The organism is Nocardia goodfellowii, from assembly GCF_017875645.1.
GTDB classification, from domain to species: Bacteria; Actinomycetota; Actinomycetes; order Mycobacteriales; family Mycobacteriaceae; genus Nocardia; species Nocardia goodfellowii.
On sequence record NZ_JAGGMR010000001.1, the window covers coordinates 4,434,825 to 4,448,079 of the forward strand.

At 63.2% G+C, this 13,255-nt stretch carries 14 protein-coding genes and 1 pseudogene; 9 read left to right on the plus strand and 6 right to left on the minus strand.

The genetic code is table 11. The features are described 5' to 3' along the window. Positions 1 to 74 precede the first annotated feature (74 nt). On the plus strand, positions 75 to 923 hold the full coding sequence (locus BJ987_RS20340) for an SAM-dependent methyltransferase (protein ID WP_209892434.1): 849 nt from the start codon (positions 75 to 77) through the stop codon (positions 921 to 923). Between the two features lie 57 nt (positions 924 to 980). Here BJ987_RS20340 and BJ987_RS20345 read toward each other — a convergent pair whose 3' ends face one another. After that, positions 981 to 1,571: a GNAT family N-acetyltransferase gene (locus BJ987_RS20345; protein WP_209892437.1), complete on the minus strand. Its 591-nt coding sequence runs from the start codon at positions 1,569 to 1,571 to the stop codon at positions 981 to 983. A gap of 113 nt (positions 1,572 to 1,684) precedes the next feature. On the opposite strand from BJ987_RS20345, the gene BJ987_RS20350 reads away from it, so the two are divergent. After that, positions 1,685 to 2,248, plus strand: coding sequence for a TetR family transcriptional regulator (locus BJ987_RS20350; protein WP_209892440.1), 564 nt, complete (start codon positions 1,685 to 1,687; stop codon positions 2,246 to 2,248). A 437-nt stretch (positions 2,249 to 2,685) separates the two neighbouring features. Here BJ987_RS20350 and BJ987_RS20355 read toward each other — a convergent pair whose 3' ends face one another. Then, positions 2,686 to 3,012 (minus strand): hypothetical protein, encoded by a 327-nt coding sequence (locus BJ987_RS20355; protein WP_209892443.1) that lies wholly within the window; start codon positions 3,010 to 3,012, stop codon positions 2,686 to 2,688. A 279-nt stretch (positions 3,013 to 3,291) separates the two neighbouring features. Here BJ987_RS20355 and BJ987_RS20360 point away from each other — a divergent pair, with 279 nt between their 5' ends. After that, positions 3,292 to 3,681, plus strand: a complete 390-nt coding sequence (locus BJ987_RS20360; RefSeq protein WP_209892446.1) for a VOC family protein — start codon at positions 3,292 to 3,294, stop codon at positions 3,679 to 3,681. Between the two features lie 73 nt (positions 3,682 to 3,754). Here BJ987_RS20360 and BJ987_RS20365 read toward each other — a convergent pair. The 3 genes and pseudogenes from BJ987_RS20365 to BJ987_RS20375 form a co-directional block, all read right to left on the minus strand. Continuing rightward, positions 3,755 to 3,907 (minus strand): annotated as a pseudogene (locus tag BJ987_RS20365) (IS30 family transposase); the annotation flags it as partial. A gap of 76 nt (positions 3,908 to 3,983) precedes the next feature. Then, positions 3,984 to 5,144 carry an IS110 family RNA-guided transposase gene (locus BJ987_RS20370; RefSeq protein WP_209892452.1) on the minus strand — a complete coding sequence of 387 codons (1,161 nt, stop codon included), beginning with the start codon at positions 5,142 to 5,144 and terminating at the stop codon, positions 3,984 to 3,986. 337 nt (positions 5,145 to 5,481) lie between these two features. Then, positions 5,482 to 6,087, minus strand: coding sequence for a nuclear transport factor 2 family protein (locus tag BJ987_RS20375; RefSeq protein WP_209892455.1), 606 nt, complete (start codon positions 6,085 to 6,087; stop codon positions 5,482 to 5,484). A 161-nt stretch (positions 6,088 to 6,248) separates the two neighbouring features. Here BJ987_RS20375 and BJ987_RS20380 point away from each other — a divergent pair, with 161 nt between their 5' ends. The 6 genes from BJ987_RS20380 to istB all read left to right on the plus strand — a co-directional run bounded on the left by BJ987_RS20380 (position 6,249) and on the right by istB (position 12,330). After that, on the plus strand, positions 6,249 to 6,629 hold the full coding sequence (locus BJ987_RS20380; RefSeq protein ID WP_209892458.1) for an ATP-dependent DNA ligase: 381 nt from the start codon (positions 6,249 to 6,251) through the stop codon (positions 6,627 to 6,629). An 89-nt stretch (positions 6,630 to 6,718) separates the two neighbouring features. Next, on the plus strand, positions 6,719 to 8,263 hold the full coding sequence (locus BJ987_RS20385) for a DUF6119 family protein (RefSeq protein ID WP_209892460.1): 1,545 nt from the start codon (positions 6,719 to 6,721) through the stop codon (positions 8,261 to 8,263). Positions 8,264 to 8,877: 614 nt separating this feature from the next. Next, positions 8,878 to 9,087, plus strand: coding sequence for a hypothetical protein (locus tag BJ987_RS20390; protein ID WP_209892463.1), 210 nt, complete (start codon positions 8,878 to 8,880; stop codon positions 9,085 to 9,087). Positions 9,088 to 9,757: 670 nt separating this feature from the next. Continuing rightward, on the plus strand, positions 9,758 to 10,144 hold the full coding sequence (locus tag BJ987_RS20395) for a hypothetical protein (RefSeq protein WP_209892466.1): 387 nt from the start codon (positions 9,758 to 9,760) through the stop codon (positions 10,142 to 10,144). Positions 10,145 to 10,324: 180 nt separating this feature from the next. Continuing rightward, on the plus strand, positions 10,325 to 11,542 hold the full coding sequence (gene istA / locus BJ987_RS20400; protein ID WP_372446947.1) for an IS21 family transposase: 1,218 nt from the start codon (positions 10,325 to 10,327) through the stop codon (positions 11,540 to 11,542). After that, positions 11,542 to 12,330: an IS21-like element helper ATPase IstB gene (istB, locus tag BJ987_RS20405; protein WP_209892472.1), complete on the plus strand. Its 789-nt coding sequence runs from the start codon at positions 11,542 to 11,544 to the stop codon at positions 12,328 to 12,330. Before istA ends, istB begins: the two co-directional genes overlap by 1 nt. A 372-nt stretch (positions 12,331 to 12,702) precedes the next feature. Here istB and BJ987_RS20410 read toward each other — a convergent pair whose 3' ends face one another. Next, complete coding sequence (locus BJ987_RS20410; protein ID WP_209892475.1) at positions 12,703 to 13,176, minus strand: hypothetical protein; 474 nt, start codon at positions 13,174 to 13,176, stop codon at positions 12,703 to 12,705. Positions 13,177 to 13,255 lie beyond the last annotated feature (79 nt).

Consider the following 13,255-nt stretch of genomic DNA (forward strand, 5'->3'; position numbering starts at 1 on the left):
CTAATTGACACCTACTTTGGGGCGCAGCGGAGATAGCTAGCCGGTCGTAAAGTTAGTTGAATCGGGAGGGGTTCATGACCGAGATTGCGCCGAGAGTGCCGGTCGACGGTGTGGCGGTGACCGCGATCGGAGTCGCTGTCATCCGCGCACGTGAGTCCGAACGCCTGGATCGGTTGTATGACGATCCGATGGCCCGGGTGTTCGTCGATGCCGCCCGTAGGGGGTTCACCGCGCAGCGCTGGGAACAACTGCTGAGGTTGGCCGATGAGTTCTACGAGGGCCGCACCGTGGGGGTGCGCTTGGTCGACGACCGGGTCCGCGAGGCGCTGAATGCCGGGATCGCCCAGATCGTGCTGCTCGGTGCGGGTTTGGACACTCGCGCCTTCCGCATGAGCATGGCGGCTGAGACGGCGGTCTTCGAGATCGACCTTCCTGAGACGTTCGCGTTCAAGGAAATGGTGTTGGACAGTGCCGGTGCGACACCGACATGTGCACGTCACGTCGTCGTCGCCGATCTGCGTGGCAATTGGCGAGACAAACTGCTAGACAGCGGTTTCCGGACCGACATTCCGGCGTACTGGGTGGACGAGGGCACGCTCGGCTTCTTGACCCAGCAGTGGAGTCAGCAGGTCGTAGCGACCCTCACCGAACTGTCCGCGCCCGGAAGCCGTTTCGGCGCGGGGCGCTACATCGCTGAGCCCGACAACCCGCGGTATCGAGATCTGCGGAGTCTTGTCGCGAGTGAGTCGGCATCGTCTACCGCGGCGGATCCGGCTGTCTCGGACTTCGATGTCGAGCAATGGCTCACCGATCTCGGCTGGAACACCGAATTCCATAGCTGGAACGACATGGTGGCCGGACTCGGGCGAGCGGTAGACCTGCCTGATGCGCATGCCGGCAACATCGCCGCGGTGCGACGGTGACGACGGCCCTGCGGGCAATCGCAGCCTCCAACGGTGACGCGCTGACCGTCTGCTGCTTCAACCCCCGAGGTAGGCCTCGCGACGGTGCATTCGCCACACGGACAGGTCACCGTCGAGCGTGATGTGTTCGACCACCGAGAATCCGAACCGTTCATACAGCGGAAGGTTTCGTTCCGTCGAGGTATCCAGCCAGCAGGCATGCCCGGCTCGATCCAGTTCGGTCAGGCCATGTTTCATCAGCGCCGTGCCGAGGCCGGCTCCTCTGGATTGTGGTGTGGTGCCGATGGTGGCCAACAGCCAGGCGCCGTCGGGCACCGGCAGCGCCGACATTCGTTCCTCGGCCACCACCAGGCGATCTAGTCGGTCGCCGTGCAGGTCCGCGATTTCGGCCGACACCGCCGCGCTCGGCGCTGGGGTGTCGGGCGGCAGGAAGGCGATCACGCCATGGCCGTCGGTGTCGATGTAGGCGTTCCCGTATGGAAGCGCCATGTGTTCGAGATAGATGCGCTGTAGCGATGAGATGCGTTGCAGGTGATCGCCTTTCGCGACGCACCAACTTGTCCAGGGGTAGTCGGCGAAGGCCTCGCCGAGTACCTGCGCGGCACGGTCGAGGTCTGGGGTGGACAAGGTGCGGATTGCAGTGGGCATAGCCAATTTGTACCCATGTACAAATTTGCTGTCCAGTCTATTTCCCGCCCGCGTACGATCGCAGCCTGGCGTTCGGTGTCCCAGGCCGAACCAAACGTGCGATGGAGAGATCGATGGCTTATCTGGCCCGCGCCGCGCGCCGTCAGTCGATCGTCGAGGCGGCAGCCACGGTGGTGGCACGAGACGGACTGAGCGCGGTGACGGCGCGCACCGTCGCGAGCGAGCTCGGCGGCTCACAAGGACAGATTCACCATCACTTCTCCTCGACCGATGAACTCGCCGCCGATGCGTGGCGGCAGTACGCGGCCCGCGAGATAGCGGCCTACCAGCACGCGGTCCTCGACCTCGAGCCGGCCGCCGCGCTGGCACTGTTCTTTTCCGACCTGGTCGGCGACAGCGGCGAGGGTCACGCACTGGCTCGTTGGGCCGAGGCAGGTGCGCACGCCCAGCTGCGCGGCCCGGTCGCGAGCAGCTATGTCGAAACCCTCACGCAATTGACTGACGTCCTCACAGCCGTGATGTCAGGTGCCGTCGCCGATGCGACCCAGGCGCGAGCGGCCGCCGCTCGCCTGCTGATGCTCGGTGTCGGTCTCGCCGGAATCGCCCGGATCACCGATGACCCGCCAGTGCCGGTGCGGACGGTCATGGCTTCCGCGATTCGCGTCGAAATCCCCTGACAGATGCCTCGGGGCGTCGCCGGTAGGGGTTCCGAACCGCACCCGCACCGTCTTCGAAGTCACCGCGGACGCCGAGCGCCTGGCCCCCGGTGTCGCCTTCGTCAACGCCGGGCTGGCCTTGCGTCTCCTTCGATCCGATCATCGACAGAACCTTCGACCTCGGCTGCTCCCCGGCGGCCGCGCGATCAAGCAGGCACGGCCTCGTGGCGAGCTGCGCCACGCAGCTGACCCGCTATCTGCGCACCCGCCAAAACTATGGCCTGACAAAAGCATTCGGCCAACCATCCACAGGGCCAACGACCTCTGCCGCGGCTTGACAGTCAGCGGAATCGGAGGTCTTGGATCCGCTGTGGCGGCGCCTATACCGCGCGCCGGATACCGCTCTCGCGTCCTCGGAGGCAGGTGGACCAGCTGACCCGTTGTGCTCGCCTAGCAGGTCAGCAGCGTTGGTTCATCCGGATGTCCGGCCACGGCGGTCGACGCAGCAACGTACCCGTTACGAAGGCCGCAGCGATCAGGCCCGTAATCGTCCCGATGGTCGCCGCGATCAGGCCCGTCCGCGCCTGTATCAACCCGATCCGATCCTCGGCCGCTTCCCACGTCACCTCGCCGTCGTGCACGACGAACATCCCGACCGGCCGCGCCCCGTTGTACCCGTAGGCGGAGACCATAATGATCGTGGACCCCTCGGGCGTGTGGTGGGGCTCCTCGTAGACCAGCGCACCCCGCAGAGCCTTCTCGTCGAACCTCTCGCGCAACGTCACAGTGTTCCCCTCGATATTTTCCATTGTCGCCCATAAACCTACGCTGCGAATCCGCCCGGCCGCTCGAGCCGAGAAGCTCAGCGGTGCAGAAGTGTGATCGTTGGCGGTCGGTCCGGGCACGCGAGCACCCGAATGCTTGCACGCACTGTCATACCGCTGAGCGCTCGACTGGGCTGAGTATCCGCTGGGGCTCAGGACCCCGCAAATCGTTGCGGCACATCCGGTCCCGTTGGGGCTGCCCGCCGGTGTACATTGCCGAATCGAGCTAGCATGCCGAGGATGCTGAACAATGCGCGTATCGAAGCCCGCATCCCCACTCAGAATCTCGTCCGCGCTCGCCGCTGGTATGCCGAGAAACTCGGCCTCGAACCAGCGGAGGAACGTGAAGGCGGCCTGCGGTATGAAGGCGCGACAGGCGTCTTCTGCCTGTTCGCCTCGGCGGGTGCGTCGGACGGTTCGTTCACGCAGATGGGCTTCTACGTAGACGACATCGAGGCGACGGTCACCGGCCTGCGTGCGCGCGGGGTGGTGTTCGAGCAGTACGACGGCGCCGTGGACGGGGTGATGGATATCGAGGGCAACTACCCGAGCAAAGGGCGTGGGGAACGAGCCGCCTGGTTCCGTGACAGCGAAGGCAACATGCTCGGCATCGCCGAGATAGTGCGCTGATCACGGGCACGCTGAGTCCGCAGGCAATACCGCGCGTTCGTCGGCGCGCGCTCCGCGGTGCGGGCTCAGGCGGTCAACGCAACACCTCATCGAGCGCTTCTGATGGTGTCTTGAAGTCGAGAGTTTGTCGAGGACGCCCGTTGAGTTCATCGGCGATCGCATCGAGATCGGTTTGACTGTAAGTCCGCAAATCCAGGTGACGCGGAAGATATTGGCGCAGGAGACCGGTCACGCAGCTGTATGACGGTCACTGGACAGGGTAGATCGGCTATCGCATCATCCGCCTCTGGCTCCCCTTTATGTCAACCCGTTGAAGCGGGTGCGGGGTTAGCCTGTTTGTTGGGTCCGGGTTGTGGCTTGTCCGAAGGATCGGTGCTCGGGTTGGAGCCGGTCGCGCTGGAGTCAGTAGTCGTCCCCGATTGCCCTCCCGGGCCCGCCAATTCACATCGCTGTTGATCGGCGAGCATGCGGGTGTAGACGACGTTGGAGAGTCGGCGTTTGAGTGCGCGCATCGCTTCCATCGAGGTTTTCCCGCCCGCTTTGCGGGCGTCGTAGTAGACGCGGCCGGCGGTGTGGTTGCGGAGTTGAACGATGGCCATGATGTGGAGCACGCGGTTGATTTTGCGGTTGCCGGCGCGCGAAAGTCGGTGCCGTTGCTGATCTCCGGAGGAGGCGTCCAGGGGCGCGGTGCCGTTCCAGGACGCGAACCGGTCGCGGCTGGCGAAGCGGTGGATGTCGGCGGTGTCGGCCAAAAGCCTTGCCGCCGAAGAGGGTTCGATTCCGTGCAGATCCATCAGGGTGGAACCGCGGTCGATGATCAGCTGGCGCAGTTCTTTGTCCGCGGCCTTGGTCTTGCGGTCGATGGTCTCGAGTTCCTCGATCAATTCGATGACCAGCCGCAGCTGGACGCGGCCGACTGGATCGCCTGGTCGCAGGTCTGCGATCAGGTTGCGGGCCTGGGGTGCGGACAGGAATTTCTTGGCGCCGCCGGGGATCAGTTCGAGCAGGATGCGGTGGATGCGGTTGAGGGTTTCGGTGCGGGCGCGTCCGAGTCCGTCGCGGCGGTCGGCGAGCAAGCCCAGCGCCACCAGTTCTGGGTCGGCGGTGACCCGGCGCAGGTTCGGTGCGTGCAGGGCGGCCAGAGCGACCGAGTGTGCGTCGACGGCGTCGGTTTTGCGGCCGTTGCCGGTGGCGAAAACACGCACTTGCGCGGAAAGTTTCGCGGGGATGTCGATGACGGTTTCGCCGTTGTGGACCAGCCGGTGGGCGAGGTGGCGGCCGATGCCGTTGCAGCCCTCGATCGCCCAGGTCCGGTCGGTGAATCGTTGTCCGGCGGTGAGCATTTCGGTGTAGCCGAGGATGTCGGTGGTGTATCGCCGGACCGCCAGTATCCGTCCGGTCGGGTCGATGGCTTCGATGGTGGCCGAGCGTTTGTGTGGGTCCATGCCGATGATGACGGTCATCGGTGTCCTTCCTGCTCGCTGTGGATGGTGTCCGTGCGAGGAGGGCACCGCTACTTCGAGCCGGGGCAGACCCCTTTCCAGCCACTCCCGCACGGCACCCCGTGAGAGGCAAGCCAGAAGAGAGCCACACCGATCACGCTGGCGGGCAGCCGCTGTAAGGGAGCATCTCACCGGGCACCTGAACCAGATCCTGGCCGGGACCCGGTCCTGACACCAGTCTTAAGTAGCCGCTGTGCGCTCGGTTGGCGGATGAGATCCGCTGCCGCTCAGGACATCCGAACATGCCGACGTGCGCGCATCATCTGCGGTGAGCAGTTCGGGAATCGTTGTCCCCGGATCAGGACGGCAGAGTGCCCGTGGTCCAGACAGGCGCGGTTTCCACGCGTGAGAATCGCCAGCCTTCGGGGGTGCGGACGGCATCGAATCGGTAGGGCCCTCCCGATGTGAATACCGGTTCCGGGGCCATCCTGCCGGCAACGGTGGCGGTCGGAACAATCGCGAAGATTGTGTTCGCCCGGACCGCCGCCCGGTCGCCCGCCAAGTCGATCTGCACGTTGCTGATGTAGTGCAACTCTCGTCGTTCGTTCGAATGGTTCCGGCTGGCCAGCGCGATCACGGCGTCACGTCCCTGCGCCTCACCGCCGGGAGACTTGGCCGTCACGTCGGTGGTGTAGATCGTGGTGAACATGTCGAATCGGCCTTCGTCGACGGTGGTTGCGAGGCGGTCGACCAAGGCATGGATCGCCTGACGGTCCAGCAGTTCCCGCAGTTGACGCCGAGTGGGATCCTCCTCGGTCGCGGTGGCGCTGGTCGAGCATGCGGCGGCCGGCAGCGCCAATGGCAACGCGAGGATCAGGAGTGTATGGCGGAGTCGGTCAGAGGAAGCGACGTTGTTAGTCATGCGGCCAGCCTCCAACCCTGACGCATGGTCAAGGTCAACCATCGTCCCGCCGCGACGCCCGCACAGCCGCTGGGTGCGCGTCAGCGAGCGGCACCATATTGCCGATTACAGCGCATGTTCGACAGTCGTGCTCTCTCAATGGCAACGACATCCCCGGCGGCTGGCCCGAGCTCGCCGGATTGGCTCCAGCGCATCCAGTCGTCGTGGTCGATGACGAGATCGTGGTGTTCGGGCCCAACGGCCTGCCGTCGTTCTCGGCGATGCAGCCCCGTATCCATCAACGCAACCCTGCCGCCGTGCAGGCACTAGCCGCGACCTCGCCCGCCACCTACGTCATCTTCGATCTTCTCCACATCGGAGGCCGCTCGCTGATCCAGCTCCCGTATCAGCAGCGGCGCGCCGTGCTTGAGCAGATCGGTCTGCAAGGTCCGCTTTGGCGGATTTCTCCGCGCCTGACCGGCCGTGGCCGACCTGCTCGCCGAATCGGCGCGGGTGGGGCTGGAGGGGCTGTTGTAGCCAGGCTTACCGCCGACATTTCCCGTTACCGATCCCGGTGGAATGCGATACTTTTCGAGGCGGGGTAGCGCCGGGCAATGGATCACGGTGGTGTAGACCGTGACCTGCTGTGACAACGCTCGACGTTCGACCACGAGCAACGGCCGGGAGCCACGGGATGGAACTGAGCATCTTCAAGATCCCACGAAATTCGTTGGAGGCACTTCGCGCACGTCTCCAAGACAACGGCTATACGTTGATCCGCGCATACGCTGACAGTGGATGGGATTCGGAATTCTGGTTCGAGGAGGGCGAGGATGCCGTTATGGGGTGGGTGAAGCGGTACGAGTCGTTCTTCCAGAACCGGGAAGTTCCCACCAGGAAGGAGCATGCGGGCCTGCACATCTTCCACCACGACTCCTCGTGCTACGCCGTGTCCTATGGATCAGGCCACCACCAGGCCCGGTCGCTGTGTGACTACGAGTTCGGTCTCGACTTAGCCAAACGGATCGCCAACGAACGCGATGTCAAGCAAACCGGGACGAAGCGGTCCCACAGCGTCAGGAGGAGGGAGAGCCGGGTCTACCGGTCGCACACCTACCTCGACATCGAGGGCGGCGAGTCGATCGACCAGATCCGTGCGGCGATCATCGCATCGAAGCGGGAAATGTACGGCTCGGTCGGCAGTTTCAGCGCCGCTGCCGCCCTGTCCCCGCCTATCGACATACCAGGAATCCCCGCGTTTCTGTCGGCTATCGAGACGGAACTGAAAAACCCGGAACAGTTCAGTCTGCCCCGGGAAAAACCGGTGAAGGACAAGCAACTGCTGGCCGTACTGGACGACCTCCTCCTCGATGCTATTCTCGGAGTCGGCGACCAGGGTGAATTCGCCACAAATAGCTTGGATCTGTGCGATGCCGACTTAAACTCCCTGTTTGGAAAGCCCGGGAAATATGACCTGAAAGCTCGCCACAAGAAGTCGATGCTGTTCCCGGAGAAGGGTTTCGACCACGACCTCACCGTCGCAGACCTCCGCCTTTACATAAGTTCCCGACAACTGACGCGCGACGAAGTATTCGCCATAGAGATCACACGGTTTACGGACGGCGGTGACTGGTACAAGCCGCACCTAACCTTGAAACAGGCCCTGGAATACACGGTCGACTCGCACAGGGCGACACTGTCCGGCGGGGTCTGGAAGCAATTCAACCAGGACTACCTGGCTTTCATCGATAAGTACGTGCGGGAAATCAAGGTCGAGCCGACCGAGGAGATTTTCGAGGTGCTTACCGGAACAGAACCGTCATTCAATGATTCCAATCAGGTCGGCGGGGCGGGTTACAAGAAGGCCGACAAGGATTTCAGTCTGGCGGTTATCGCGTCCGGAACACCGGTCGAAGCGTGGGACCTGAGCCTCGAAAAGACCGTGTTCGCCGTTAAGTTCGGCACCGCACAGAAGCTCGGCTATGTCTGCGACCAGGCGACAACGGTCCTGGAACTCATCCGGAACAATGCCACCGTCACCGACCTAGCCAAACCTGAACGATACTGCCTGTGGCTCGGCTACAAGGCGAAGAAGCTGCCCGCCAACATCGCCGACATCAAATCGGTCATCCTGAAGCAGAAGATTGCCGACTGGGCGAAGCTGTGCCTCGACGTCGGAGTTGTCCCGGTCATCAAACTGAGTAGGCACGCCGGAAGCGACCCGACGCTGAGCTTCTAGAAAATGAGCGGGCCCGGTATCCGCTAGTGCCGTGTCAGGCAACGTTGGGTAAATTACCGACCGCACGAAAGTCCTTGGCCTCGAAGGCTTCTGATCCAACCGCATCTCGGTGAGAACGCACTGAACTGCCGATGAGCGCTCACACGACGTCGGCGATGTGCACCTTCAGCGCCTCGGAGTCGGGCGCGACGTCGGTGCCTGGGCCCGACTCGACCGCGATCACCATCTCTCGAATTGCCCGATAACCAGGAGTCAGGCGCGCTGGATCCGGTCTGGCCAGCCCATGCGCTCACCGTCCTAGCGATAGTTGCCCGATGGCCGTAGTTATCTGGCAACCACCGGTACGCCTGGGAAGCGGGGGCCTCCCTGTCGGCGCTGATTCATCGCGTTACGAAATGTCGGCGGCACCGGTCCCTTGAGAAGGGGCCTGAAGCTTCTCCTAGCTGGACATACTGTGGGTTGACAGGGGCTAGAAGTCGCGTTTACTCTGTTCGTGAGTTGGGCAACAGGTGTGCCCGACGGATGCCCAAGCCTTCAATGGTTTGGGGTTTTTTGTTTTCCAGCCAGGCCTCCGGCGATCTGCCGGGGGCCTTTGTCGTTCCGGAAGGGATTTCATGTCGATCAACGCGCTCGCAAGCAGCGGATGGGCGGTGTTCTGGGTGCAGTTGCCGTTGCTCGTTTCAGCACTAGTAGTCATCGTTGTAGCAACCACCGCGCTGTGGCGGGCTCGCCCGGAGGACGTTCCACGGATCTTTGAGGCCTTCGCGACGCCTTCGGTCGCCGGGCTGGTACCGCTGCTCGCCGCCGACGAGCCATCCCACTGACCCGCGCGAAGGAGTCTGATGAGTCGCAGGGGTATCCGCCGTCAGGACGGAGTAGGTGAGCACGTCGTAAATCGGCTTGCTTGGGTCGAGACCGATGCACTGCTCCCGAGGTACTTCCAAGGCGGTCAACTCGGATATGAATTGTCAGATCTGTTCGAGCTCGCAGAATGGAACGGACACCCGCCGCCAGGCATGAGCCACCACCTATTGCACGTACTTTGGGCACTGAAGCACCATGAACTCCGAACAGTGGTAGCACCGGATACTGGCCCCGTCGCGTGCAAGGTATGTGGGCTGCCTCTGCACTATCGCGGCCGAGGCCGGCACCCGGAATACTGCGGTTCGCGATGCAAGCAAACCGCGTACCGACGTCGACGGGGACAACTACCTCGCCCGCAGCACATGACGATCGACATCATGCACTCCCTCTTCCTCTTCGAGTTGCACGTATTGCGCGACTCGGCATACCGGGCAGTTGACCGCCGCTGGTTCCAGCTCCACGGTGAGCTTCGAGATATCGAGAGTTGCGAGTCTCGCGCCGCGGCCTACGGGACTTGAGTGCCATTCTCGGTATCCTTCGCAATATGCAACTTTCTGGAGAGGAATACCGAAACACCCAGAAGTGGACACGGAGCAACGGCAATAGAGAGCCTGCCCCGCACGAGGTTGCGTGCGCCGTGTCGGCGCGTTGCGCGGCACCTGCACGATTGAGGCCGGCTACCTCCGACGCACGGCAGATGACGACACGATCGAGTGGTACGGACTTTGGCTCGTGGAGGGATTCCTGATTCACGTGAACGCGAAGTATGCTGCTACGCAACTGGAATCGGGCAGCGGATCGACGAAGCCCGTCAGCTTCGATAGTTGGCGTCGACCGTTGTCCGAGATCAAGGCCCTTGGGATCGCATCGATCGACAGTTCACAGCCCGGGCAGTGGATGTCTTTGTCCGGCGTGGCCACTCTTGAGGTAGCGGGTTGCTCTGACAAGTTCTCCTGGCCGTTTAGCGCGGAGGATGACCAGACAAATCTTGTTGCAAGGCTCCTTGAGCTCGGTTGATCGGCAGAGTCGTGAACGGGCGCCGACCGGACTGGCACCGAAACCGATCTCGACACCCTGTGGGAGGAGTCGCCGTGACCCTGCCGTTCCCACACATCCCTGTCAGCGCTCTTCCAATACCCGGCCACTGGCGCTCTTTGAAAAGTAGGCCACCCATCCACCATCGGAAGGGTGATCTCAGTGCAAGATTGGGCGCAGATCAGGTATCTCCACACCAGCGAGGGCCTGTCCAGGCGGGCGATCGCGGCCCGCTTGGGCCTCTCACGCGACACGGTCGCCAGAGCGATCGCTTCGGAGTCGCCACCGAAGTACGAGCGGGTCTCGGGGCCCTCGGCGTTCGATCCGTTCGAACCCCACGTGCGGGCACTGCTGACGGAGTTTCCGTCGATGCCGGCCTCGGTGATCGCCGAGCGGGTCGGCTGGTCGGGATCGCCGTCGTGGTTCCGCAAGAAGATTGCCGATCTTCGCCCGGAATATGCGCCGAAAGATCCCGCCGACCGCCTCGAGTATCGGCCCGGTGATCAAGCTCAGTGTGATTTGTGGTTCCCGCCGACTCGGATTCCGTTGGGCGCCGGGCAGTTCGGGGCACCACCTGTTTTGGTGATGGTGGCTTCGTTCTCGCGGTTCATTACCGCGATGATGATCCCGACCCGCACCACCGCCGATCTCCTGGCCGGAATGTGGGCACTGCTGTCAGGGCAGTTGGGGATGGTTCCCCGAAGACTGTTGTGGGACAACGAATCCGGCATCGGCAAGGGCGGACACTTAGCGACCGGGGTGAGCGCGTTCACCGGGATGTTGGGCACCCGGATTGTTCAGTGCAAACCGTTCGACCCGGAATCGAAGGGCATCGTCGAACGCGTCAACGGCTATCTGGAAACCTCGTTCCTGCCCGGACGAGCCTTCGCCTCACCGGCTGATTTCAATTCTCAAGCGGCTCAATGGATTCCGATCGCGAACACGCGCCGGGTTCGGCGCATCGCTGCGGCACCGGCGGAGCTGATCGGCACCGACCGCGCCCGCATGACCGCGTTGCCGCCGATCGCGCCGACGGTCGGGTTCGCCGGGCAGGCCCGGCTCCCGCGCGACTACTACCTGCGTGTTCTGGGCAACGACTACTCGATCGACCCGACCGTGATCGGCCGGATGATCGATATCCGCGCCGATCTGAACACCGTCACCGCCCGCTGCGACGGATTGCTGGTCGGCTCCCACCGGCAGGCTTCGTCGAAACAGCGAACCATCACCGACCCCGCTCATGTCGATATCGCTGCCAGACTGAGAGAAGCGTTCGGGCACAAGCCATCTCACCACGAAAATTGCGACGGACTGGTCCGCGATCTCGCCGACTACGACGCCGTGTTCGGTGTCGATTTCGACGACACCGGGGTCGCGTGATGGCCGCGCCGAGCGACACCGCCAAGCAGATCGAGTACTACGCCAACGCCTTGAAAGCGCCGCGGATCCGTGACAGCGCCGCACGGCTGGCCGACCAAGCCCGTGACGCCGGCTGGACCCACGAGGAATACCTCGCCGCGGTCCTGTCGCGGGAAGTATCGTCGCGCGAGTCCTCCGGCGCCGAAATCCGTATCCGCGCAGCGGGATTCACTGCCCGCAAAGCGATCGAGGAGTTCAACTTCGATCACCAGCCCGCTCTCAAACGCGACACTATCGCCCACCTGGGCACCGCCCAATTCATCGCCAAAGCCCAGAACGTGGTGCTGCTCGGACCGCCTGGCACCGGCAAAACCCACCTCGCGATCGGGCTCGGCATCGCCGCCGCCCACCACGGCCACCGCGTGTTGTTCGCCACCGCCGTCGAGTGGGTCACCCGCCTGCAAACCGCCCACCAACAGGGACGTTTGGCCGCCGAGCTGGTCAAGCTGCGCCGCTACGGGCTTTTGATCGTCGACGAGGTCGGCTACATCCCATTCGAACAAGACGCAGCGAACCTGTTCTTCCAATTGGTCTCCAGCCGTTACGAACACGCGTCATTGATCTTGACCTCGAACCTGCCGTTCTCCCGATGGGGAGACGTGTTCAGCGACCACGTCGTCGCCGCAGCCATGATCGACCGCATCGTCCACCACGCCGACGTGTTGACCTTGAAAGGCAACAGCTACCGACTCCGCAACACCGAAATCGACACACTCCCATCCACACGAACCGACAACACGGCAGACTAGACAACCATCAAGTGGCCGATTTTCGAAGAGCGCCACCGGCCGGATTACGAAGAGCGTCGACAATCCCAGAACAGGCAGGGCCGCAGTGCTGAGGTCTGGAGTCGTTCAGTGCATCACACTCTCCCGTCGCTCGACGCCGCGCTGACCTGGCGAATACGCCTGAGCCCGCTCTGGCAGCTGATTCCGTTCACCTACCAGCGGCCACACCCGCTGTCGCGCAGGGCTTCCGTCACCGGCTCGCTTACAAACGCCCGGTATGCCGCTGGGCGCGCGGTTCGGCTGGCCGCCAGGTGATTTCGCGAACGTGCACATGTCGATGAGCGTGCTTCGCGAATGATGTTGTGTGCCAGCGCTCGGGGGAACATGGCACTGTCAGTCGACCAGTCCCCGGTCGAGGGTCGCCACCAGTTCATCCAACACCTCAAGGAATTCCGTCCGATGGATTTCGGTGGTGAAGACGGTCCCGTCGTGCTCGGGATGCAATCGCAGATGTTCGTGGCGCCAAAATTTCAGCGTGATCGTCAAAAAATCCCCTGTGTGGAACAGGCAGGTCAAGACGTTGTCAGTCGTGGCGCCCCAGTCGAGGAAACCCGGGAAAGGTTCCGACAGTCGGCCGTTGGGATCCTCGCGCGGGCGTACCGATGTCGCGGTACGCCGAACAGAGTTGCGGAATTGGGGGTGTACACCAGGTTGTCGTCGCAGGTAATCCATTGGTTCGCTGCCCAGAGGTCGACGCGGCGATATGGAGCTTCGGCGGGGTGTGAAAGCGCCCGGGAACGCGCCGAGGGAAGTGTCCGGGCTGCCCACTTCCGCGGCGAACTTGCGTCTGTCACCGATCAATGTCACGTCCGCACCGTGACAGATCACACCGGCAGGCGCAACGCAAATAGGTCGACTGAGTACTACTCAGTTGACTGGCTCGCTG